The 23,443-nt window shown below is 38.0% G+C and carries 21 protein-coding genes; 6 read left to right on the top strand and 15 right to left on the bottom strand.

The annotated features are described in order from the left end of the window. Positions 1-141: 141 nt before the first annotated feature. The 4 genes from arcC to ptcA form a co-directional block, all read right to left on the bottom strand. Entirely contained in the window at positions 142-1,071 is a 930-nt protein-coding gene (gene arcC / locus IGM09_RS02410; RefSeq protein WP_033624832.1) for a carbamate kinase, read from the bottom strand. Between the two features lie 11 nt (positions 1,072-1,082). Continuing rightward, entirely contained in the window at positions 1,083-2,180 is a 1,098-nt protein-coding gene (gene aguA / locus IGM09_RS02405; protein WP_033624831.1) for an agmatine deiminase, read from the bottom strand. After that, positions 2,173-3,549, bottom strand: a complete 1,377-nt coding sequence (locus tag IGM09_RS02400; RefSeq protein ID WP_033624830.1) for an APC family permease — start codon at positions 3,547-3,549, stop codon at positions 2,173-2,175. Before IGM09_RS02400 ends, aguA begins: the two co-directional genes overlap by 8 nt. Before the next feature lie 66 nt (positions 3,550-3,615). Then, on the bottom strand, positions 3,616-4,635 hold the full coding sequence (gene ptcA, locus IGM09_RS02395) for a putrescine carbamoyltransferase (protein ID WP_002355587.1): 1,020 nt from the start codon (positions 4,633-4,635) through the stop codon (positions 3,616-3,618). Between the two features lie 397 nt (positions 4,636-5,032). Between ptcA and IGM09_RS02390 the strand changes: the two genes are divergently transcribed. Continuing rightward, on the top strand, positions 5,033-5,878 hold the full coding sequence (locus IGM09_RS02390; RefSeq protein ID WP_050588858.1) for a helix-turn-helix domain-containing protein: 846 nt from the start codon (positions 5,033-5,035) through the stop codon (positions 5,876-5,878). A 40-nt stretch (positions 5,879-5,918) separates the two neighbouring features. Here the strand turns inward: IGM09_RS02390 and IGM09_RS02385 are convergent, their stop codons facing one another. From IGM09_RS02385 to IGM09_RS02350, 8 genes are all read right to left on the bottom strand, one after another. Then, positions 5,919-6,236: a thioredoxin family protein gene (locus IGM09_RS02385; protein ID WP_002355583.1), complete on the bottom strand. Its 318-nt coding sequence runs from the start codon at positions 6,234-6,236 to the stop codon at positions 5,919-5,921. 139 nt (positions 6,237-6,375) lie between these two features. Beyond that, positions 6,376-6,504, bottom strand: a complete 129-nt coding sequence (locus tag IGM09_RS02380; RefSeq protein WP_002355577.1) for a hypothetical protein — start codon at positions 6,502-6,504, stop codon at positions 6,376-6,378. Next, on the bottom strand, positions 6,505-7,878 hold the full coding sequence (gene rlmD / locus IGM09_RS02375; protein ID WP_010712012.1) for a 23S rRNA (uracil(1939)-C(5))-methyltransferase RlmD: 1,374 nt from the start codon (positions 7,876-7,878) through the stop codon (positions 6,505-6,507). It lies immediately after the preceding gene. Positions 7,879-8,077: 199 nt separating this feature from the next. Further along, complete coding sequence (locus IGM09_RS02370; protein WP_010713881.1) at positions 8,078-9,166, bottom strand: diacylglycerol kinase; 1,089 nt, start codon at positions 9,164-9,166, stop codon at positions 8,078-8,080. Positions 9,167-9,184: 18 nt separating this feature from the next. Next, the gene (gene gatB, locus IGM09_RS02365) at positions 9,185-10,615 is read right to left on the bottom strand and encodes an Asp-tRNA(Asn)/Glu-tRNA(Gln) amidotransferase subunit GatB (RefSeq protein ID WP_002358703.1); all 1,431 of its coding nucleotides are present in this window, start codon (positions 10,613-10,615) and stop codon (positions 9,185-9,187) included. Next, complete coding sequence (gene gatA, locus IGM09_RS02360; protein WP_002358701.1) at positions 10,615-12,084, bottom strand: Asp-tRNA(Asn)/Glu-tRNA(Gln) amidotransferase subunit GatA; 1,470 nt, start codon at positions 12,082-12,084, stop codon at positions 10,615-10,617. The genes gatB and gatA overlap by 1 nt, the downstream gene beginning before the upstream one ends. Next, positions 12,084-12,389, bottom strand: a complete 306-nt coding sequence (gene gatC, locus IGM09_RS02355; RefSeq protein WP_002355569.1) for an Asp-tRNA(Asn)/Glu-tRNA(Gln) amidotransferase subunit GatC — start codon at positions 12,387-12,389, stop codon at positions 12,084-12,086. The genes gatA and gatC overlap by 1 nt, the downstream gene beginning before the upstream one ends. Positions 12,390-12,706: 317 nt before the next feature. Next, complete coding sequence (locus tag IGM09_RS02350; protein ID WP_306173767.1) at positions 12,707-12,793, bottom strand: hypothetical protein; 87 nt, start codon at positions 12,791-12,793, stop codon at positions 12,707-12,709. Between IGM09_RS02350 and IGM09_RS02345 the strand changes: the two genes are divergently transcribed. Next, complete coding sequence (locus IGM09_RS02345; RefSeq protein ID WP_002382998.1) at positions 12,759-12,974, top strand: hypothetical protein; 216 nt, start codon at positions 12,759-12,761, stop codon at positions 12,972-12,974. The two genes, IGM09_RS02350 and IGM09_RS02345, sit on opposite strands and share 35 nt — an antisense overlap. Here IGM09_RS02345 and ligA read toward each other — a convergent pair. Both ligA and pcrA read right to left on the bottom strand, forming a co-directional pair. Beyond that, the gene (gene ligA, locus IGM09_RS02340; RefSeq protein ID WP_002375948.1) at positions 12,971-15,001 is read right to left on the bottom strand and encodes an NAD-dependent DNA ligase LigA; all 2,031 of its coding nucleotides are present in this window, start codon (positions 14,999-15,001) and stop codon (positions 12,971-12,973) included. The genes IGM09_RS02345 and ligA overlap by 4 nt on opposite strands. A gap of 125 nt (positions 15,002-15,126) precedes the next feature. Further along, positions 15,127-17,385, bottom strand: a complete 2,259-nt coding sequence (pcrA, locus tag IGM09_RS02335; RefSeq protein ID WP_002363179.1) for a DNA helicase PcrA — start codon at positions 17,383-17,385, stop codon at positions 15,127-15,129. Between the two features lie 164 nt (positions 17,386-17,549). Between pcrA and IGM09_RS02330 the strand changes: the two genes are divergently transcribed. From IGM09_RS02330 to IGM09_RS02315, 4 genes are all read left to right on the top strand, one after another. Beyond that, positions 17,550-19,109: a ClC family H(+)/Cl(-) exchange transporter gene (locus IGM09_RS02330; RefSeq protein WP_002368023.1), complete on the top strand. Its 1,560-nt coding sequence runs from the start codon at positions 17,550-17,552 to the stop codon at positions 19,107-19,109. Positions 19,110-19,247: 138 nt separating this feature from the next. Beyond that, positions 19,248-20,000 (top strand): DeoR/GlpR family DNA-binding transcription regulator, encoded by a 753-nt coding sequence (locus tag IGM09_RS02325; RefSeq protein WP_002381250.1) that lies wholly within the window; start codon positions 19,248-19,250, stop codon positions 19,998-20,000. Then, a complete protein-coding gene (pfkB, locus tag IGM09_RS02320; protein WP_002363177.1) occupies positions 19,997-20,914 on the top strand; it encodes a 1-phosphofructokinase in 918 nt (305 codons plus the stop codon). Before IGM09_RS02325 ends, pfkB begins: the two co-directional genes overlap by 4 nt. 23 nt (positions 20,915-20,937) lie before the next feature. Further along, the gene (locus IGM09_RS02315) at positions 20,938-22,860 is read left to right on the top strand and encodes a PTS fructose transporter subunit IIABC (RefSeq protein WP_002382993.1); all 1,923 of its coding nucleotides are present in this window, start codon (positions 20,938-20,940) and stop codon (positions 22,858-22,860) included. 65 nt (positions 22,861-22,925) lie between these two features. On the opposite strand, the gene IGM09_RS02310 is transcribed toward IGM09_RS02315, so the two are convergent. Further along, positions 22,926-23,417, bottom strand: a complete 492-nt coding sequence (locus IGM09_RS02310; RefSeq protein WP_025191303.1) for a hypothetical protein — start codon at positions 23,415-23,417, stop codon at positions 22,926-22,928. Positions 23,418-23,443: the final 26 nt, after the last annotated feature.

Below are 23,443 nucleotides of genomic sequence, written 5' to 3'. Positions count from 1 at the left end.
AACTAACAGTTTTGTTCGTTAAAAAGACAAAATAGAGAGTAGGACATCCGTCAAAACGACCGATGTCCTACTCTCTAACGATTAAGTTAGTCCGCTAAATGCGTATGTTTTAGTCTTTTGTGAAAGTTAAATACTGAGAATTTATTGTGTAATTCGTGTACCACTTTCTCCTTTGATTGCTTCCGAAGCTAATTCTAAAAGCCCGATAATCGCCTGGCGGTTTGGTTTACTTTCTGCAAAACTGATGGCCGCTTCCACCTTAGGTAACATACTACCTGGCGCAAATTGATTTTCTTCTATATATTGTTGCATTGCCGTAACCGTAACATCGGTCAAAGCTTGTTGATTTGCTTGACCAAAGTTAACAAAAACATGTTCCACTGCAGTTAATACCACAAAAACATCTGCTTCAATGAGTTCAGCCATTTTTGCTGCCGCAAAGTCTTTATCAATGACTGCATCTACACCATGATAGACTGGACCATCATAGGCAATAGGAACCCCGCCACCACCACAAGCAATTACGATTTGTCCTGCATCAACAAGTGTTCGCAAGCTAACTTTTTCGTAAATATCAACTGGTTTTGGCGAAGGAACTACCCGTCGCCAGCCTCGACCCGCATCTTCTTGATAGACGTTCCCAGTTTTCGCCATCAACTGCTTGGCTGTTTCTTCGTCATAATAACCACCAATTGGTTTTGTTGGTTTTGTAAACGCTGGGTCTTTTGGATCCACCACGACTTGTGTAATTAACGTAACAACTGGTTGTTCCCCTAAATTTCTGGCTACTAGTTCTTCATCAATTGCTTGTTGTAAATGATAGCCAATATAGCCTTGGCTCATTGCTGTGCATTCAGGAAACGGCACGACATCTTCTGGAGATTGACTCGTTTCCTCAAAAGCTAAGCGAATTTTGCCAACTTGTGGCCCGTTGCCATGAGCAATCACCACTTGATGGCCTTGTTCAATTAAATCAACAATGGATTTTGCAGCGGTTTGTGCTTTTACCAATTGTTCTTTCGAAGAATTTCCTAACGCATTTCCACCTAATGCAATCACTATTTTTGACATCTGTTTCCCTCCTAGCGCTTTGGTTCTTGTTGTGTGATACAGTGAATATTGCCGCCCCCATAAACAACTTCTACCGTATTAACGCCGACAATTTTTTTATCTGGGAACATCGTTTGAACTTGCTCTAAAGCCAAACGATCATTTTCATCACCATACTGTGGCACAATCACGCCATCATTTGTAATTAAAAAGTTCATATAGGATGCGATACAAATATCGCCGTCTTCTCGTGGCATGGTTCCTTCCACGAAATCAATTTTGAAGGAGCCTTGAATGGTTACATTTTTGACAGGACAGCATAATTTGTGGACTTTTAATTGGCGTCCTTTAGCATCAGTCATTTTAAGCAAACGTTGATACGCATCTTGTGCCGCTTCATAAAATGGGCTATTTTGATTTTCGGTGTAAATACAAGCCACTTCACCAGGTGCAATAAAACAAGCTACATCATCCACGTGACCATTGGTTTCTTCTGGGTCAATTCCATCACCTAGCCAAAGAACTTTTTCAACATTTAAATAGTCGCATAATTTTTGTTCGATTGCTTCTTTTGAAAGTTGTGGATTTCGACCTTCACTTAATAAGCACATTTCTGTAGTCAAGACTGTTCCTTGTCCATCTACGTGGAATGAACCGCCTTCTAAAACAAAATCATCTGTACGATAAGAATCTACATGCTCAATTTCACAAATTTTTTGTGCAACCAAATCGTCTTGATCCCAAGGGAAATATAATCCATCTACTAATCCCCCCCAAGCATTGAATGTCCAATCCACACCACGGATTTCTCCATGGTCGTTAATGACAAATGATGGTCCACAATCACGGACCCAGGCATCATTGTTTGACATTTCGTAAACCGTAATTTCTGGCGGCAATTGGCGACGGCAATTTTGAAATTGTTGTTGAGAAACCACCACATTCATCGGTGTAAACTGACTAATTGCTTTGGCCACATTAGTAAAAGCTTCTTGGACAGGTTTACCACCATCACGCCAATTATCCGGTCTTTCTGGCCAAATCATCCAAACTTTCTCTTGTGGTTCAAATTCTCCTGGCATTCTAAAGCCATCTTGTTTAGGGGTACTTCCTACAATTCGTTTAGCCATTTTCTTTCGTTCCCTTCTTAATTTTTTTCACGTAAATAATTACTTCACCAAACAGAATAAAAATGATTGCCCCAATTGTGATTGGTAATTTTTCATTTAATGCTGCGGGACTAAAATCTAAAGGTACTGCTGTGAAAATCAGTGAAATAATAATCATAATCATTGGTAAAACCACTAAAACTTTTAAAAATCCTGGTTTTCCGTTAACTTTAAACGGACGTGGTGTATCGGGATCAATTTTTCTAAGCTTATAAAAAGCTGGGAAAACTGGGATATACGATAACAAGAATAGGACGACATTCAAGGAGAAAAAGGCCCAGAATAAATCTTGATTAGGTAAAATTGGTGCTAATACAATGACCACCGATGCCACAATGCCATTCATCAAAGCAGCCCCAATTGGCATGTCATTTTTCTTACTACGTTTTTCAAAAAATTTAGGCATGTCATCATTTTCAGCAGCATAACAAGCTGTATTATTGACTCCTAATGACCAAGAAATCATGTTGCCGAACAACGTAAGAAGGAATAGGAAAGCCATCAACATAATGAACCAACCTTCTGTCGAGCCTGTCAATAGTTTAAAGCTATCCATCATACCACTGCCGGTACTAATTTGATCGGTGGGAATCGCTACCCCAATTCCAAAGGCTGAAAAAATATAAATGGCCGCAATGACTAACCCCGCTGCTACAATAGCTTGTGGAATTTGCTTCTTAGGATTTTCCATATCATCTGCAAACGTACAGATGACTTCAAACCCTAACAAATTAAAAATGATTACAGAAATAAAAGATAAACTCCTTAAGTCAAACGTTGGCAGCATTGATTTCAAGGTAAATTCATTGGCAACACCTTTCGTCAAGGCTACATACAATCCTAGCCCACCAATTAAGACAGCTAAAACCATCTTGATTACGGCAGCTCCATTTAGAATCCAGATACTGTCGCTGACTGGATAAAAACTAATCCAAACCACAATCCAAGTAAAAATTAATTCAACAATAATCATCATCGGTGTTGAAAACTTAATACCTGTAATTGTCGTTAATAGTTCTGGCGTCATAACGGCTAATGAAGCTAGCCACAATGGATAATTAATCCAATAATACCAAGAAACTCTGGCACCCCAACGATGACCATATGCTTTGGTCACCCAATCATAGATGCCCCCTTCACCAATATAAGTTGTTCCTAATTCTGATGAAATTAACCCATATGGCAATAGGAATGCAATTAATAAGAAAATCCACCAAAAAAACTGAGAATTACCAATTGCAGCAACAGGCGCCGCTGCTTCAGCAACGAAAACCACACAGATGACTGATAAAATGGCACTCGTTAAACTAAATTTCTTTTTCCCCTCCATGAAGACTCTTCCTCTCTTTATAAACTGTCCACTGATTCATTTTTTCAATCAGTGGACAGTTGGCCGTTAAATGCTTTGAGTGTCTAAGAAAACTTCTAGTTCTTTTTTCGCTTCTGCTTGCTTGATTAAATCATAAGGATTTTTTGCTTCATAATCATTCATAAGATATACTAATAAGCCACGAATAGATGTTAAACGGTTTTCTGCTTCATCGAAACAAATAGAATTTTTACCGTCAATCACTTCATCAGTTACTTCTTCCCCACGTGTTGCTGGTAAACAGTGCATGAATTTACAATTGGCACCTGCCCGATCCATCATTTCTTGATTCACTTGATATTTTGGATAGAAAACCTTCATACGTTCTTCTTCAGATAATTCCGCTTCGTACAAGCCATACCAAACATCCGTGTACAAGAAATCAGCGCCTTCAACAGAACTTGCATCATCTGTGACCAAAAAGCTACCGCCTGAAACTTCACAATTTTTTGCTAATTTCGCTTGATGCTCTTCATTTAATTGGAAACCTTCTGGACCGAAGTGAACAAAATTCATGCCCATTTTTGTTGTGATTAATCCTAAAGAAAAACAAACTTGTGTCGCATCTCCGACAAAGACAACTTTACAATCTTCTAATTTTTTGCCTTCTGGTAAATGCTCAACCATGGTACACAAATCACCTAATTCTTGGGTTGGATGATTGTAATCAGACATACCGTTAATGACTGGGATGGTAGCACAATTAGCTAAATCAACAATACTATGGTGACGTTCCACACGAGCCATCAAAATATCTACTAAACGTGACAATACGCGGCTGGTATCTTCAATCGTTTCATGTCCCCCTAATTGAATTTGACCAGGTGCTAAATATTCGCCATGTCCACCTAATTGTTCCATTGCAGTTTCAAAAGATACTCGTGTTCGAGTTGAAGATTGTTGGAAAATCATTCCTAAAGATTTGTTTTTTAACAGTTGCGGATAATACCCATTTTTAATCGCTTCTTTAATTTTTAATGATAAATCGACTAAGTAATGCATTTCCTCTTTCGTATATGTTTCTGTTGTAACGTAATCTCTTTTCATGATGTGTTCCTCCTAAAGTTGTTTTTGTTTACACATTGACTTTACCAAGTTTAGCGAAGAGTTTACTATCCGCCAAAAGTTAGAAAACGCTTTCTTTTTTGGCGTGATTTTTCATTAAAAAAAGTTTATTTATGGTTATAAACCGTTGGTACACCAGGGGTTTATAAAAGTTTAGGCGGATTTCTCTCTAATTTCTGACCAATCATAGATTTGAAAATGGTATAATTATTTTGAAAAATCATTCACTTAAAATAAAAGATGAAAGGGGTTTCCAATCGTGACATTTGTTTTTATTTATAACATCTTGTTGATTATTTTATATTCGTTTACTTCAACCTTTACCTTAAATCTTTACTTGAAAAATAAACAACCGATTTTTTTATTGCTTCTCTTTTTAATGGTTATTTTTATTTGTGACAATGTGATTGTTTATATGACTGAGTTCATTAATTCGTTTGCAACCGAATATAATCAGATCTTTATGACCGCACCTTTTTTAAAGACCATCATTTTTATTTGTTGTAATTTTGCCTATCTGGCTATTATCAATACTATTAGTGGGCGTCCTTTTAAAAATTATCAATTTGTCTGGTTATTTTTAATTGGTTTATGGATGCTAGCTATTCCATTTTCACAAAATTCCGCCTTAAAAGTTTGGTTGTACTATTTACCCAATCAGTTATTTTTAATTTACCTTGGTTTCTATGCGCTCTATCAATTACGAACAGATCCTTTATCAGCCCTTGCGAAAAAATATCTTCGTTTTATTGGTTGGCTAAGCATTGGTTTCGGTGTGGCGATTCTTTTGGAAGATACCTTCGTTATTTTTAACATTGACCAATATTCTGATATTGTCTTTAAAATTAACAACCGAAACGTTTCTGAAGATATTTATACAATCATTCTCTCGATCGCCATTATCTACTTCTGTAATCGTGATTTTCCTCTGTCGGTTCTTGAAAAAGACGCTGCTAAATTGGAAGAAAATCAATCAGATGAACCCGTACTTTTGGCGCCTTTTTGTGATGCCTATCAATTAACGCAGCGAGAACGAGAAGTGCTTTCGTTACTTTTAGAGTGCAAAACAAATCAAGATATAGCCAACGAACTATTCCTATCAATCGGGACAGTAAAAACACATATCCACAATATTTTCGTTAAATTAGAAGTAAACAAAAGAGCAGAAGTTTTTGTCAGTTATCAACTTTTTTCTCAACAACAAACTGAACATTTAGCGAGATAATTAAAAAGGAAGTCTCCGTGATCGGTGGCTTCCTTTTTGATTAACTATTTTCTTGTACTTGTCGAACTCGCTTTTCAATTTCTTGAAAGTTAATAATTTTAGCTTGGCGATGAATTTCTTTTCCTTCATAGTATAAGATAATGGTCGGTGCAGAAAAAGCATTTAATTGTCCAATTATTTCTGGACTTTTATCAGCTTCTGCAATGTATGTAGGAAATTCATATTTTGTTGCAATTTTTTCGACAATCGGTTTATCAACTGTACAAACACTACAATTTTTTGCTGTCAAAAAGACGGCTTGTAGACGATTGTCTGTAATTTTTTCTTCTAATTCTTCTAATGTTGTTACATATTCCACTGAATAGCCCTCCTTGTCTTTTGTCTAAAATAACAGATTTACTAGCAAAATAACAACTTATTTGTTTGGCTAGGAATGCTTTAACAAAAAAGTTGTCGCCCATTTCATTAATGGGAGACAACTTTTTACTGATAACCGCTTATTTATTAAAAATTTTAGGCCCTTTGCGCATGTTTTTACGATCATTTTTGGGAGTTTCCATTTTTTTAGAACGGCCACCACCTTGTTTCTTTTTAATTAATTCTAACATTTTTTCTTTTTCATTCATTTAATCCACCGCCTTTGTTAATAACGTGACAGATTCAATGTGGGTCGTTTGTGGGAAATTATCCACCGGTTGAATTTCTTTTGCTTCATAGCCACCTTCTGTTAATAATGCAATGTCGCGAGCGAGTGTGGCTGGATTACAGCTGACATAAACAATTCGTTCAGGTTGCGTTTCAATTAATGTGTTTACTAATTGACCGTCTAACCCTTTCCGTGGTGGATCCACCACCACAACATCTGGTTGCAAGCCATTTTCAACTAATTTTGGCAATAATTCTTCCGCTAAACCAGCCGTGAAAGTGGCATTCTCAATGTTGTTTAATTTAGCATTATTTTCTGCATCTTTGACCGCTTCTTCAATTACTTCAATACCGTAAACTTGCTTTGCATCTTGGGCTAAAGTTAAGCCAATCGTTCCAATCCCGCAATAGGCATCCACCACAATTTCATTGCCTGTTAAAGCCGCATACTCTTTAACTTTTTGATACATCACTTCTGTTTGTTGTGGATTTACTTGATAAAATGAACGCGCGGAAATTTCAAATTTCAAATCAAAAATAGTATCTGTAATTTTTTCAGACCCATGTAATAAGATGGTTTCGTCGCCAAAAATGACATTGGTTCGTTTTGGATTTACATTTTGTACAATGCTGACTACTTCCGGAATAGCTTCCAAAATATCTGGCACAATTTTACTAATTGGGAATAATTTCGGTGTTCTCGTAATTAGAACAACCATCATCTCCCCAGTATGGTAGCCACGACGAACGACAATATGGCGTAAGTTCCCTGTATTATCAGATTCGTTATAAGGTTTTACGCTATATTTACGCATAATGTCACGGATTTTAACAATTGCTGTATCAATTTCTGGGTCTTGAATATAAAAATGTTCCATTGGAATTAAATCATGGCTATTTTTCCGGAAAAAACCTGTTTGTAGTTGGTTGTCAATTTTACGCACGGGAATTTGTGCTTTGTTCCGGTAATGCCACGGATCGTTCATCCCAATTGTTGGTAAAACAGGGACTTCTGGCAATTTAGCGACACGTTGCATAACATTTTCGACTTGTTGCGTTTTAAATGATAGTTGGGCGCCGTACGCCAAATGTTGCAACGGACTAATCCCGACTTTTGTAAAGTTTTCATCTTTCACGGGAACACGCTGTTCACTGCTTTTTAGGACAGTCAATACTTTCCCATAACCAAAACTTTTGCCTGTTTTTAAGACTTTGATTTCAAGTTTTTCACCTGGTAAGGCATTTTCAATAAACAATGGATAATGGTCCACTTTTGCCACGCCTAAACCTTCATGCGTCAAGTCAATGATTTCTACTTCAATGACGTCATTTTTCTTTACTGGATAATTTTTCATAAGTCGCTCCTTCTTTTTATACACTTCACTCATTCTAATGAAAATACCTAAGAAAAGCAACAACGAATTTTCATGGCGATTTAGCAATTCCGTTTAAACTTTTTAGGTAAATAAAAGAATGAGACCCTTTCCCTTAGTCAAAAAATAGCCAATGAAAGATCTTATCAACTAAATCTTTCATTAGCTATTCACGGACTACCTAGTGCTTTTCTTTTTCGGCAATCTTTCCATCGCCATCAATATCTTCGTCTGTTAGTCGTTCAACTTCTTTGACAAATTCTTTGCTAGCTTCGTTATATGCTTCTTCCTCTTCGTCTTCTGATTCTACGACAATCTCATCGCTACCAGTTAAGACAGAACCCATAATTGCATTGGACGGCAGTGCATCACCATTTGCAAAAATTTCAATGTGTTGATGCATATTTTTAAAGGTCATTGGAGCATCGCCTCCATATTCACCATCTAAATTAATCATCATTTTATTGTTCTTTTCTAACGTTTCTGCATGTAAATAGCTGGTCTTTGTATAGATTAGTCGATGATCTTCAACATGCTTTCCACCATTTAACATTAACGCAACTAAATGAAGAATCTCAAAAATATTGGCTGTTTTTACAATGATTAATGAAAACTTACCATCATCTAATTTAGCGTCTGGTACGATTTGCTCGAAACCACCCACCGAGTTAGTCAGCCCTAGGAAAAACATTGATGCGTTGCCTTCGTACACACCTTCATCATACGTCATGCGCATTTTAATCGGCTTCACTCGCGGCAACATTTCGGCTCCTTTGGCTAAGTACGCTAAGTAACCAAAAATACTTTTCAACTCTGATGGAACTTCATAAGTCAGTTCCGTTAAATGACCACCCGCCGCAATATTGATAAAGTAATTTTTGCCGGCTTGGCCAATATCCATTTTGACAGTTTGATTTTTTTTAATCACTTCTGCTGCCTTAACGATATTATCACGAGGAATCTTCAATGCCCGTGCATAGTCATTCGTCGTTCCAGCAGGAATAATGGCCATTTTAGGGCGCCACTTCAACGGAGCAATCCCATTCACGACTTCATTAATGGTCCCATCTCCACCTGCTGCTACTAGTAAATCAAATCCTGCACGCGCAGCACGATGTGCTTCATTGCGTGCTGAATTTTCTTCTGGTGTGGTCGCAAATGCACTGGCTTCATAACCACATTCTTCTAAAATAGATAAAATATCGGCTAAGTTCTTTTTGATTAACTCTTTTCCTGACGTTGGATTATAAATCACTCTAGCTTTTTTCATGGTTTGCCTGCTACTTTCTTATCGTTTTGAAAGCTCTTCTTGCAATAACTTGTTAACCACACCTGGGTTTGCTTGTCCACGAGTTGCTTTCATAATTTGTCCAACAAGGAAACCAACTGCACGGTCTTTTCCGTTTTTAAAGTCATCAATTGATTGTTGGTTGTTGTCTAATACTTCGTTAATCATTGGTAATAATTGCGCTGGATCAGATAATTGAACAAGGCCTTTTGCTTCGACAACTTCTTTAGCATCTCCACCGTTTTCAATTAACTCTTTGAACACTTTCTTCGCAATTTTCGAGCTGATTGTGCCATCGTTAATCAAAGTAATCATACCCGCTAGATTTTCTGGTGTCAGTTTAGTATCGGCTAATTCAACTTTTTCACTGTTTAAGTAAGCAGAAACTTCGCCCATTAACCAGTTTGATGCTTGTTTCGCATCTGCACCGTTTGCTAAAGTTGCTTCAAAGAAATCTGACATTTCTTTCGTTAAAGTCAAGACCATTGCGTCGTATTCAGGTAACCCTAATTCACTGATATAACGGGCACGACGTGAGGCTGGCATTTCTGGCAAACTAGCGCGAACTTTTTCAATCCATTCATCATCAATTGAAAAACGAGGAACATCTGGCTCTGGGAAGTAACGGTAGTCACTTGAGCCTTCTTTAACACGCATAAGCAACGTTGTACTAGTTGCTTCATCAAAGCGGCGTGTTTCTTGTTGAATTTCGCCACCAGATAATAGGACTTTGGCTTGGCGTTTTTCTTCATAAGCTAAACCTTTTTTTACAAAGTTCATAGAGTTCAAGTTCTTTAATTCCGCTTTAGTACCAAATTCTTCTTGACCATACGGACGTAAAGAAATATTGGCATCACAACGCATAGAACCTTCTTCCATTTTCACATCAGAAACTTCTGTAAATTGGATAATTGAACGCAACGCTTCTAAATAAGCATACGCTTCTTCTGGTGAACGCATGTCTGCTTCAGAAACGATTTCAATTAAAGGCGTGCCTTGACGATTCAAGTCTACATAAGAATAGCCATCTGTGCCGTGAATATTTTTCCCAGCATCTTCTTCTAAATGTACACGTTCAATGCGAATTTTTTTCTTTTTGCCTTCGACTTCAATTTCAATCCAACCATCATGTCCGATTGGTTGATCAAATTGAGAAATTTGGTATGCTTTCGGGTTATCTGGGTAAAAATAGTTTTTACGATCAAAATGAGTTTCTTTTGAAATTTCACAGTTCAAGGCAAGTGCTGCTTTCATGCCAAATTCTAAGGCACCTTTATTCATGACAGGCAAAACACCTGGGTAACTCCAGTCAACCACATTTGTGTTGCTGTTTGGTTCTGCTCCGAAATGCGCTGGCGCAGAGGAGAAAATTTTAGAGTTGGTTTTCAATTCTACGTGGACTTCTAATCCAATGACAGTTTCAAAGTTCATTAATCGTTCCCCCCTAAAATGACTGGTTTTTTCGTATGGAAATCTGTCGCTTGTTCAAAAGCATAGGCTGCTTTATACATTGTATGTTCGTCAAAATGTTTTCCAATAATTTGTAAACCAACTGGCAAGCCTTCTGAGAAGCCTGCTGGAATGGACATGCCTGGTAGTCCTGCTAAGTTGACAGGAATGGTTAAAATATCATTCATATACATTGTGATTGGATCATTGATGTTTTCCCCTAGACCAAAGGCAACTGTTGGTGTGGATGGGCCAATGATTAAGTCATAATCCGCAAAGACATTCTCAAAATCTTGTTTGATTAGTGTACGGACTTGACCAGCCTTTTTAAAGTGCGCATCATAATAACCAGCACTTAAAGAGAAGGTTCCTAACATAATCCGACGTTTAACTTCTGTTCCGAAACCTTCAGAACGTGAATTAACATAGACATCTTCTAAGTTTTGTACATTGTCTGAACGGTACCCGTAACGAATGCCATCAAAGCGTTGTAAGTTTGAACTTGCTTCTGAAGAGGCAATAATATAATAAACCGCTACGCCGTACTTAGAATGTGGCAAACTAACTTCTTCCACCGTTGCTCCTAAAGATTTAAATGTTTCTGCTGCTTTTAATACCGCTTCACGAACATCCGGTTGTACCCCTTCACCTAAGTATTCTTTTGGCAAAGCAATTTTCATGCCTTTGATGTCGCCAGTTAAATCTGCCGTAAAATCAGGAACAGAAACACCTGCAGAAGTACCGTCTTTTTCGTCATAACCACTAATTGCATTTAAAGCTAAGGCATTGTCTTTAACATTTCGTGTCAATGGACCAATTTGGTCTAAACTTGAAGCAAAAGCAATCAAACCAAAACGAGACACACGTCCATACGTTGGTTTCAAGCCCACAATACCATTGAATGCGGCTGGTTGGCGGATACTACCACCTGTATCGCTCCCTAAAGAAACTGGGACTTGTCCGGCTGCGACAGCAGAAGCTGAACCACCAGAAGAACCGCCAGGAACTTTGGTTTGATCCCAAGCATTTTTTGTTTTCTTGAAGTAAGACGTTTCCGTACTTCCGCCCATGGCAAATTCATCCATGTTCAATTTTCCGACTGGAATCATATCTGCTTGATAGACTTTATCCATCACGGTCGCATCATAAATTGGGTCAAAATTGTGTAACATTTTTGAGCCAGCTGTTGTTAAAATATCTTTTGTGACAATGTTGTCTTTAATCCCAATTGGAATCCCAGCTAATGGATTACTTTCAGTGATGCCTTTTAAGTCAATCGCTTTGGCTAATGCCATTGCTTTTTCTTCACTAACTGTGATAAAAGAACCTAGTTGTTCTTCTGTATCTTGAATACGATTTAATGTTTCTTCGGTTAAATCAACTGCTGTGATTTCTTTTGAAACCAATAAATCATGTAACTCTGTTAACGATTTGTCGTATAATTTTTCCATTAGGCTCCTGCCTCCCCGTTATCCATAATTGCAGGCACTTTAATGTAACCATTCTCTGATTCCGGAACATTCCGCATTAATTCTTTACGGTCCATTCCTGGTGTCGCTACGTCTTCACGCATGACATTGATTGATTCATTCACATTTGAAGTAAAAGGAACCCCTGTTGTATCTACTTCTTCTAGTAATTCCACCATATCAATAATTTTATCTAGTTGATTGGTAAAGTCCGCTAATTCTTCTTCGGAGAAAGATAATTTTGATAATTTAGCGACATGTTTGACTTGTTCTTCTGTAATTGCCATAGATACCCTTCTTTCTATCATTTACTGAAATTTTCATTTTCAGATTAATCAATTGGATTGTATTTCTTTAAACAGCTTAGCACAGCTGTTCACTCTGTTCCTATTCTACCATAAAATGGTCGGATATTTTAGATGAAACCTTGAATTTCATTGATAATTTGTCGCTCGCAAAAATGATGGAAACATGTTATTATGAAAATGAAAAGAGAGATATGCAGGAACATACCTCTCTAGTAGCCACTACTAGTTATAAGAACTAGCGGCTTACTGAGTTATTGGTTTTATTTCAAACGCTTAACCGTTCAGCTCCTCAAAGCTTATGAACGGTTATTTTTGTTGTCTAAGACAAGCGCTAAGATACCGAAGATAATGGTCACAACAAGTGTTGCAAAACCAATCATCAGTCCTAGCGCTGCTTCAACGGACAAAAACATTGCTCCTTTCGTTAAAGTAAGAAGAATTGCGCATAAGCATCAACCTCCTTTCTCAACTCAGAAAGTCCTCGTTCATATAACTTTTATGACTAAAATAAGCATACCATCAAATTACTACATAAAATCTGACAACGTTAATTTTTCTTCTTAAAAATGACTTGCATCTAACGCATCGACCATTTCTTGTTCATTCCAAACGGTCACGCCTAAGCTTTCAGCTTTGGTTAATTTACTGCCAGCATCTTCGCCAGCAACCACAATGTCAGTTTTTTTCGAAACACTCCCTGTAACTTTTCCACCAAGATTTTCAATTTTTTCTTTGGCTTCTTCGCGAGTGTACTGCGTTAATTTTCCTGTTAAAACAACTGTTTTGTCTTTGAAAGGTGACTCCACTTCTGCTAATTGTTCTGTCCGGAGACCTTTATATGTCAAGTTCACTTGGGCTTTTTCCAGTTCAGCCATTAATTCATGAACTTCCTCATTTTCAAAATACGTCACAACGCTGTCTGCGATTGTTTCGCCAATTGAATCCAAAGCCACAATTTCTTCCGCAGTTGCTCGACTTAAGGTTGATAAATCACCAAAATGCTCCGCTAAAATTTTCGCCGCTTTCGCACCCACATGGCGAATCCCTAAGCCAAAAATCAAACGCTCTACAGAGTTTTCTTTACTCCCTTGAATGGCAGTATAAATGTTGTTTGCTGATTTTTCTTTGATTTTATCCAAAGTCATTAATTGTTCTTCTGTTAAGAAATACAGATCCGCTACGTCTTTCACTAATCCTTTGTCATACATTTGTGCTAACACTCTTGGCCCCAAGCCATCAATGTTCATTGCGTTTCGTGAGACAAAGTGATTCAGCCCTTCTTTAATTTGCGCAGGGCATTTTGGATTAATACAACGTAACGCCACTTCCTCATCTAAATGCACCAACTCACTATGACAAATTGGACAATGTGTCGGCATTTCATAAGGCTGACTATCGGCTGCACGTTTTTCAACTAGGACTTGCGCTACTTCTGGGATAATATCGCCGGCTTTGTAAATAATAACATGATCATTTAAACGGATATCTTTCATTTGAATAAAATCTGCATTATGCAAACTTGCCCGACTAACCGTGGTTCCCGCGACTCGTACAGGAGCCATGACCGCAGTAGGAGTGACCACCCCCGTGCGCCCAATTGTCCATTCAATATCTTCCACTACTGTTTCTGCTTCTTCTGGTGGAAATTTGTAGGCAATCGCCCAGCGAGGTGCTTTGACAGTGAAACCTAATTCATCTTGCAACGCAAATTCGTTCACTTTAATCACAATTCCATCGATTTCGTATGGCAAAGTGCTCCGCTTTTCATGGTATTCTTCAATGTAGGCCCAAACTTCATCGATTGACTGACATAATTGACGTTCAGGATTGGTTCTAAAACCAATTGCAGAAAGCTCTTCTAATGCCTCAAACTGCGTCTTCGCTTTCATTGGTCCAAAGTCAGCAACTGTGTATAAAAACGTATTTAAGTTCCGTTTCGCCACAATTTTTGTATCTAATTGGCGCAAGCTTCCCGCCGCTGCATTCCGAGGATTGGCAAAAATATCTTGGCCATTTTCTTCACGTTCTTCATTCAATGCGACAAAGGATTGTTTAGGCATGTAGCACTCGCCACGAACTTCCACTGAAATGGGCTCCGTTAAACGCATCGGTACAGAGCGAACCGTTCGTAAGTTCTCTGTAATGTTTTCACCAACCGTTCCATCGCCTCGTGTTGCTCCGCGTACAAACACCCCGTTTTCATAACGTAATGAAATTGCTAACCCATCAATTTTTAACTCGCAACAGTAAGCAACGGGTTTACCAATCGCCTTACGAACACGTTCATCAAAAGCAAAAATGTCTTCCTTGCTAAACCCATCATTTAAACTATACATTGGAATGTCATGCGGAGCTTTTTCAAAACCAGATAAAACTTTGCCACCTACACGTTGTGTCGGCGAATCTGGCGTGATTAAATCAGGAAACTCCGTTTCAATATCGACTAACTCTTTATACAAACGATCGTAAACATAATCTTCTACGGATGGTTGATCTTTGACATAATATTCATGGGAATATTGATTGAGTTGTTTTCTTAATTCTTGCGCACGAGTTGTCGCCGCCGTTAATGTTAATGGTTGTTGTTCCATCGTAGAACTCCTCCTCATAAGTGTAATGCTCTTATCGTCTTTTTAACACATTTACACTAAGATAGAAAATAAAAAGAATTTATCTAATGATGATTTCTCATTAAATCACTGACCTATTTTGCATGTTAAATTTTTTCAATTGGTGCAAATGCCGCTAACAACCGTTTTATGCCTTTTTCTGGGAAAGCAATGTCCAACTCTAAGTCTTTGGCCGAACCGCCTACACGAACGACTGTACCAACGCCCCATGCTTTATGTTGGACCTTATCACCTGCTTGCCAAGAAACTTTTTCGCCACCACTTGCCACTTTGTTGCTAACTGATTTTGTAGCTGGTTGTGTATAAGCTGGTTTACTTGCGCTGGGCTTAAATACTTTAGGATCAAAGGTGCGCGCTGGAGCTTTCTGTAAATTGGCCGCCGCCCCTTGTTTCATTAAACGCTCCGCCTCAATTTCTTCTAAAAAGCGACTTGGTCGATTATATTGCGTGCGACCATATAATGTTCTCGAATAAGCATTCGTTAAAAACAGGGCTTCTTCCGCTCGGGTGATACCAACATAAGCCAAGCGCCGTTCTTCTTCCAGTTCACTTTCTTCTAGCATGGCACGTGATAATGGGAAAACCCCTTCTTCTAAGCCCATTAAAAAGACCACTGGAAATTCCAGCCCTTTGGCCGCATGCAACGTCATTAAGGTTACCTGCGAAGAGCTCTCTTCTAAATTATCTAAATCAGAAACCAAGGCTAAATCTGTTAAAAAATCCGCCAATTTTGTTTCTTCGCCATTTGGATCGTCGTTGTTTTGCGCTTCAAAACGTTTATCAAATTCTTGTGTCACAGATAAAAATTCGTCCAAGTTTTCTAAGCGAGCTTGAGACTCTAAATTATTTTGCGCCATCAAAGCTTCCCGATAACCACTACGTTGTAAAGTTTCTTTCACCAATTCTGTAATCGTTAAATAGGGCACTGTTTTCGTTAAGTCTTGAATCATCATGCCAAAATTACCAAGCTCTTTACCCGCTTTTCCTGAAATATTTGCCAAATCAACATTTTGGGCAGCTTCCAGCAAAGCCCAACCATGCGTATCCGCAAATAGTCGTAATTTTTCAATTGAACTTTTACCGATTCCTCGTTTTGGTTCATTGACAATTCGTTCAAAACTAATCGAATCATCTGGATTGGCAATCAAACTTAAATAAGCCAAAATATCTTTAATTTCTTTACGGTCGTAGAATTTATGTCCGCCCACCATGGTATACGGAATATTAGATTTCAAGAGCATTTCTTCCACTACACGGGATTGGGCATTGGTCCGATATAATACCGCAAAATCACCATAAATTCGGTCATTTTCCCGCATTTCTTTTTGGATTTGGCTCACAATAAATTGTGTTTCATCCCGTTCTGTGTCTCCACGATAATAGACAATCTTTTCACCGTCTATATTTTCTGTCCACAGTTCTTTCTCGCGGCGGTTACGGTTATTTTTGATGACATCATTCGCAGCCGCCAAAATGTTTTTGGTGGATCGATAATTTTGTTCTAGCAAAATTACACTGGCATCTGGATAATCTTTTTCAAAATCCAAGATATTTTGCATATCCGCCCCGCGCCAACCATAGATACTTTGGTCGGCATCACCTACGACACACAGATTTTTGAAACGTGCAGCCAATAAATTGACTAAGGTATATTGTGCATGATTGGTATCTTGGTATTCATCCACATGAATATAGTGAAATTTATTTTGGTAGAAAGCTAACGTATCTGGTTGTTCATTGAATAAACGAATCGTATTCATAATCAAATCATCAAAATCCATACATTGGTTTTTGCGTAATTCTTTTTGATAGGCTTCATAGCATTTTGCGACAATTTCTTCATATAAGGAACCTTGCATTTCAGCAACTTTTTCAGGCGTTTGTAATTCATTTTTAGCATTGCTAATCGTACCTAAAATTGAGCGAGGATCATATTTTTTTGAATCAATATTTAAGTCATTTAAGATGCGTTTCATTAATGTTTTTTGTTCCGATGGGTCAATGATTGTAAAATTACGGTTGTAACCAATCTGATCCACATCACGACGTAAAATTCTTACACACATGGAGTGAAAAGTGGAGACCCATACATCTTCGCCACCCGTTTCCAGTAATTTATTTACACGCTCTTTCATTTCTTTAGCAGCTTTATTGGTAAACGTAATCGCCAAAATATTCCATGGATTTACTTCTTTTTCCTCAATTAGATAGGCAATTCGATGTGTTAAAACCCGCGTTTTTCCACTACCAGCACCAGCCATGACTAACAGTGGTCCTTCTGTATGCAAAACGGCTTCTTCTTGTCGAGGATTCATTCCCTGAACCAAGGCATGTTTTTGTGTCATATTAAACGTCCTCTCTCTTTTTTCAATCTTATACAGTATACCAAAAATCCCTTTGAAGTTCTTTAGAAAAGAACAAAAAATCTTTTTCTTTTTATATGAAATTTTCTTGTAAATCAAGTCAAACCGCAGTACATTAGTAAGTAGTGATGGAGGCTAAAAATGAAATGAATAATGATGTACATGAAATTAAACAATTAGATGGTACCCGAATCGGCTTTATCCTTAAAGGCATCGTCGTCGGAATTTTGGTCGGCTTTGTTGTCAGCTTATTTCGCTTAGGCATTGAAAAAATTGGCGAACAAGTCGTGCATCTGTATCAAACGTTTCACGAAAAACCCTTTTGGATGATTCCTTGGTTCTTATTTTCTCTCGTGCTTGCTTATTTATTAGGACGACTGATCAAAAGCGAACCAGCAATTAAAGGCAGTGGCATTCCCCAAGTGGAGGGACAACTTCAAGGTCAATTAGAAATTCATTGGTTTCCAGTGCTTTGGAAAAAATTTATCGGTGGGATCTTAGCGATTAGTCCTGGGCTATTTTTGGGACGTGAAGGTCCTTCAATTCAACTAGGTGCAGTGGTTGGACAAGGCTATAGTCAATGGCGGCAAAGCACCAAGTCTGAAGAAAAAATTTTAATCAGTAGTGGTGCCAGTGCTGGTTTAGCCGCCGCTTTTAATGCACCAATCGCAGGACTTTTATTTGTTCTAGAAGAGGTTCACCATTCCTTTTCACCTTTAGTTTGGTTAACCTCTTTTTCTGCGGCCATTTCCGCTAACTTTGTTTCTTTGCATTTCTTCGGATTGCAGCCAGTTCTTTATATTGGTCCCGTTAAATCTTTGCCTTTAGAGTACTATTGGACATTAGTCCTGCTGGGCGTTTTGCTAGGATTATTAGGTTGGATATATCAAAAAACATTGTTGTCCTTACCAAAAGTATATGGAAAAATCAAAGGCCTTTCTTCTAATTATTATGGTTTTATTCCTTTTATTTTGATTTTACCGATTGGTTATTTCTTTCCACATTTACTTGGCGGTGGGAATCAAATTGTTTTAGCTTTAGGCAATCAACCGGCCACGATTTGGGCTTTAGTCGGCTTACTGGTTTTACGTTTTGTTTTTTCAATGGTTTCTTACGGTTCGAATCTCCCTGGTGGTATTTTCTTGCCTATTCTAACTTTAGGTGCCATTATCGGAACATTGTATGGCAGTCTACTTGTCCAATACGTAGGGATGGATCCAATTTTTGTGAAAAACTTTTTAATTTTTGCCATGGCTGGTTATTTTACTGCGATTGGTAAAGCACCGTTAACAGCAATTATTTTAGTAACAGAAATGGTCGGCAATTTTTCTCATTTAATGTCTTTAGGGGTTGTCGCTTTAGTTAGTTATATTACCATCGATAGTCTTGGCGGCAAGCCAATTTATGAAAGCTTATTAGAACGTTTGGTTCCTTCTAAAGTAAGTAATATTCGTGGCCACAAAACGATTATTGAATTACCTATCACTGCAGAAAGTTCCTTAGATGATACGATGGTACGTGATTTTGTCTGGCCTAAACAAATGTTGCTCACTTCCATTCGCCGTGGTGAATCGGAAATTTTAACACATGGTGATACTGTTATGCATGTTGGCGATGTGCTCATTATTTTGACCGATGAAAAACTCGCTTACCAAGTCAAAAAAGAGATTTATCAAAAAACTTTACCGAATGATTTAGTGAATTAAAGAAAGCTGCTGAACCTGAGTTCAGCAGCTTTCTTTTTTTCTTATGACTGTTTTTTAATTTTTTTGAATGTTTTTGACCGTTTTAGATTGATTAGCGTTTTCATTTGTGCTATTATATCCATGAAATGAGGGATGAAAATGCTTACGGAAGAACGACATCAAAAAATTTTACAATTGTTAGATCAAAAATCAGTCGTCAAATCGCAAGAACTTGCTAGCTTGTTCAATGCTTCAGAATCCACAATCCGCCGCGATTTACAAGAATTAGAAGACGCCAATTTGTTAGAACGCATTCACGGCGGCGCTAAGCGTATTCTTAATTTAGGCTTTGAACAAAACATGACGGAAAAATCAATCAAAAACACGCACGAAAAGCAAAAGATTGCTTCTTTAGCCGCTAGTTGTGTACAAGATGGCGATATGATCTATTTAGATGCTGGTTCAACCACGTTAGAAATGATCCCTTTTTTAGTTGGGAAACAAATCCATGTAGTGACGAATTCCGTACATCATGCTGCAAAACTTAGCGATATGGAAATTCCCACTATTATGCTTGGTGGTACTTTGAAGCTCTCCACTAAAGCAATCATTGGTGCCACTAGTATGGAACAGCTACAACATTTTCGTTTTAACAAAGCTTTTTTAGGAACTAACGGCGCACATTTAGAGTTTGGTTTAACGACGCCTGATCCCGAAGAAGCAGCGCTAAAAGCCTTGGCTATTCATCAAGCAGAAACAGCCTATGTTTTACTGGATCATACAAAATTTAATGAAGTAACGTTTACCAAAGTGGAAGAATTAGAGTCAGTTACTTTACTAACTGACTACTGCCCTGCTGAATCACTTCAAGGATTCCAGCAAAAAACTATTTTAATGGAGGCAAACAAATGATTTACACAGTGACTTTAAACCCTTCTATCGACTTTATCGTTCATGTCGATCATCTACAAATTGGTGATTTAAATCGGATGACGAATGATTTTAAATTACCTGGCGGCAAAGGAATCAACGTTTCACGTATTTTAAAACGTATGGAGACAGAATCCACTGCCTTAGGTTTTTTAGGTGGTTTTACAGGCTCATTCATTGCTGATTGGTTGAAAAAAGAAGAAATCCAAACGAATTTCACTCCCGTGTCTGCTGATACACGAATCAACATTAAATTGAAATCAGATACTGAAACAGAAATTAACGGCTTAGGACCTGCTCTAACAAACGAAGAAATTCAAGAACTAAAACAAGCAGTTAGTCGTGTTCAGGCTGGTGATATTGTTGTTCTTTCAGGAAGTACACCTGCTTCTCTACGCAAAGGATTTTACGAAGAGTTAATCCAAATTGTGAAGGAAAAAGGCGCAGAATTTGTTATTGATACAACAGGTGAAGATTTAATGAACGCTTTGTCACAAAAGCCTTTATTGGTCAAGCCAAATAATCATGAGTTGGCAGAATTATATCATACAACCTTTACAAGTGTTGAAGACATTTTACCTTATGGACATCGGTTACTAGAAGAAGGAGCGCAACACGTAATTATCTCAATGGCTGGTGATGGTGCATTACTTTTCACAACAGAAGGTGTTTATCGTTCCAACGTTTTAAAACGTCCACTGAAAAATTCTGTCGGCGCTGGCGACTCAATGATTGCTGGTTTTATTGGCAACTTTTCAAAAACACAAGATCCTTTAGAGGCTTTCAAATGGGGTGTCGCTTGCGGTAGCGCGACCGCATTTTCTGATGATTTAGCCTCAGAAGATTTTATCCAAGAACTTATTCACGAAGTAACAATTGAAAAAATTTCAGAATAAATCCACTAAGGGAGGAAAATAGAGTGAACATTAATGATTTATTAATAAAAGATGTCATGATTATGGATTTACAAGCTACTGATAAAAAAGGCGCGATTGATGAAATGGTCCAAAAATTATACGATGGTGGCCGCATCTCTGACATTGACACTTACAAAGAAGGAATTTTAAAACGCGAAGCACAAACATCGACTGGTTTAGGCGACGGCATCGCTATGCCTCACGCAAAAAATAGTGCCGTAAAAGAACCGACAGTTCTTTTCGCTAAAAGTAAAAAAGGGGTTGATTATGAAGCACTAGATGGACAACCTACTTATCTATTCTTCATGATTGCTGCTCCAGAAGGCGCCAATGATACACATCTCCAAGCACTTGCGGCCCTTTCTCGATTACTTATCGATCCAGACTTTGTTGGCAAATTGAAAGAAGCGGAAACTCCAGAAGCAGTCCAAGCTCTTTTCCAAGCAGCAGAAGATCAAAAAGAAGCGGAAGAAAAAGCAGAACAAGAACAAACAACGCCAGCACCAGAAAGCAATCGTAAATATATTATTGCTGTGACTGCTTGTCCTACAGGAATTGCTCACACTTACATGGCTGAAGATGCACTGAAGAAAAAAGCAAAAGAAATGGGCGTAGACATTAAAGTAGAAACAAACGGTTCAGAAGGAATTAAAAATCGTTTGACTGCTGAAGATATTGCTCGTGCTGATGGCGTAATTGTCGCAGCCGATAAAAAAGTAGAAATGAATCGTTTTGATGGTAAAAAATTAGTCAATCGTCCCGTCAGTGATGGAATTCGTAAAACCGAAGAACTAATTAACTTAGCCATTAGTGGTGAAGCTCCTACTTTCCATGGCAGTGACTCGGCTGCAAGCGACCAAGAGGATTCAGCGGAAGGTTCAATCGGTTCTCGTATCTATAAAGATTTAATGAATGGTGTTTCTCATATGTTACCTTTCGTTATTGGTGGCGGAATTGCCATTGCTCTTTCCTTTATGATTGATCAATTTATCGGAGTTCCTCAAGATCAATTAGCCAATTTAGGGAATTACAATGACGTAGCTAGCTGGTTTAACCAAATTGGTGGCGCAGCATTTGGCTTTATGTTACCTGTCTTAGCTGGTTTTATTGCTTCTAGTATTGGGGATCGTCCAGGCTTAGTTGCTGGTTTCGCCGCTGGTGCGTTAGCAAACGCTGGAGGCGCTGGGTTCCTTGGGGCCCTAATCGGTGGTTTCTTAGCTGGTTATGTAGTGGTTCTTTTACGTAAAGTCTTCAAAGGCTTGCCAAAATCATTAGATGGAATTAAAACCATTTTATTCTATCCAGTTTTTGGTTTGATTATTACGGGCTTATTAATGTTAGTCATTAACATCCCAATGAAAGCAATTAATGATGCGTTAAATCATTTCCTACTTGGCTTAGATGGCACAAATGCAGCTTTACTTGGTGCTTTATTAGCTGGTATGATGGCCATCGACTTAGGTGGACCAGTTAACAAAGCTGCTTATGTTTTCGGTACAGCTACGCTAGCAAGTACTGTTGCAGAAGGTGGCAGCGTGGTCATGGCTTCTGTAATGGCTGGCGGAATGGTTCCTCCATTAGCAATTTTCGTAGCAACTCGTTTATTTAAAAATAAATTTACAAAAGATCAACAAGATGCCGGCTTAACCAATATTGTAATGGGCCTTTCTTTTGTCACTGAAGGGGCAATTCCTTTTGCAGCAGCTGACCCATTACGTGTGATTCCAAGTTTCGTGGTAGGTTCTGCCTTTACTGGTGCGTTGGTTGGTGCGTTTGGTATCAAATTATTGGCACCACATGGAGGAATCTTCGTCGTCTTCCTATTAAGTAATCCATTACTATATCTATTGTTCATCTTAATTGGGGCGATTATTTCAGGAATTGTCTACGGACTTTTGAAAAAACCTGTCGAAGTACCTGCTTAAAAAAACAGCAAAAAAGCGATTCAACCATGGTTGAATCGCTTTTTATTATAGAATTACTAACTATACTATATTCTTTTTTGAGCTAACTTCTTTACTCTTAGATATTCTGCTCGTGAATCTTTGGCCTCTTGTTTCATGGTTGGATAAACTTTTCTTATATCATTAGCAGTAATAAAGAAAAAAATGATTGTAATAATCCTTAATACTAATACAACATACAAAATTAATTCAATTATCACAAAATTTGCCCCTCCAGCTATAATTGCACCAAAGAAAACAAGTAAAAGGAATACAGCTATTGCCTCCGTTACATAGACTAGTACAGGTGCAACATATTTTCTTTTAGGTAATTTTTCTAACTTGCTCACTCCCATGTTCGCAATAAGTGTAGTAACAAATAAGACCGAGCCCCACGATTTATTGGTTTCAACTCCTAAAAATCCAAAAATAAAAATGACCATAAGGATTATTGGAATTGCTAAATAAAACCCATACATCTGATACGGTCTACTTCTATCTTTCATTTCTTGTTTTGCTTTTTTCACAGTTTCTTTCATATACAACCTACACTCCACTTCTTTTT

Origin of the sequence: Enterococcus sp. DIV0167, from assembly GCF_050541555.1 — a bacterium.
Classification (GTDB): Bacteria; Bacillota; Bacilli; order Lactobacillales; family Enterococcaceae; genus Enterococcus; species Enterococcus faecalis.
This window is presented reverse-complemented; position numbering and strand designations above follow the sequence as displayed.

Bases quoted from the DNA above. Each gene is read 5' to 3' on its own strand.
- arcC (WP_033624832.1), bottom strand. From the start codon at position 1,071: ATGTCAAAAATAGTGATTGCATTAGGTGGAAATGCGTTAGGAAATTCT.
- aguA (WP_033624831.1), bottom strand. From the start codon at position 2,180: ATGGCTAAACGAATTGTAGGAAGTACCCCTAAACAAGATGGCTTTAGA.
- IGM09_RS02400 (WP_033624830.1), bottom strand. From the start codon at position 3,549: ATGGAGGGGAAAAAGAAATTTAGTTTAACGAGTGCCATTTTATCAGTC.
- ptcA (WP_002355587.1), bottom strand. From the start codon at position 4,635: ATGAAAAGAGATTACGTTACAACAGAAACATATACGAAAGAGGAAATG.
- IGM09_RS02390 (WP_050588858.1), top strand. From the start codon at position 5,033: ATGGTTATTTTTATTTGTGACAATGTGATTGTTTATATGACTGAGTTC.
- IGM09_RS02380 (WP_002355577.1), bottom strand. From the start codon at position 6,504: ATGAATGAAAAAGAAAAAATGTTAGAATTAATTAAAAAGAAACAAGGT.
- rlmD (WP_010712012.1), bottom strand. From the start codon at position 7,878: ATGAAAAATTATCCAGTAAAGAAAAATGACGTCATTGAAGTAGAAATC.
- IGM09_RS02370 (WP_010713881.1), bottom strand. From the start codon at position 9,166: ATGAAAAAAGCTAGAGTGATTTATAATCCAACGTCAGGAAAAGAGTTA.
- gatB (WP_002358703.1), bottom strand. From the start codon at position 10,615: ATGAACTTTGAAACTGTCATTGGATTAGAAGTCCACGTAGAATTGAAA.
- gatA (WP_002358701.1), bottom strand. From the start codon at position 12,084: ATGGAAAAATTATACGACAAATCGTTAACAGAGTTACATGATTTATTG.
- gatC (WP_002355569.1), bottom strand. From the start codon at position 12,389: ATGGCAATTACAGAAGAACAAGTCAAACATGTCGCTAAATTATCAAAA.
- IGM09_RS02345 (WP_002382998.1), top strand. From the start codon at position 12,759: ATGGTCACAACAAGTGTTGCAAAACCAATCATCAGTCCTAGCGCTGCT.
- ligA (WP_002375948.1), bottom strand. From the start codon at position 15,001: ATGGAACAACAACCATTAACATTAACGGCGGCGACAACTCGTGCGCAA.
- pcrA (WP_002363179.1), bottom strand. From the start codon at position 17,385: ATGACACAAAAACATGCCTTGGTTCAGGGAATGAATCCTCGACAAGAA.
- IGM09_RS02330 (WP_002368023.1), top strand. From the start codon at position 17,550: ATGAATAATGATGTACATGAAATTAAACAATTAGATGGTACCCGAATC.
- IGM09_RS02325 (WP_002381250.1), top strand. From the start codon at position 19,248: ATGCTTACGGAAGAACGACATCAAAAAATTTTACAATTGTTAGATCAA.
- pfkB (WP_002363177.1), top strand. From the start codon at position 19,997: ATGATTTACACAGTGACTTTAAACCCTTCTATCGACTTTATCGTTCAT.
- IGM09_RS02310 (WP_025191303.1), bottom strand. From the start codon at position 23,417: ATGAAAGAAACTGTGAAAAAAGCAAAACAAGAAATGAAAGATAGAAGT.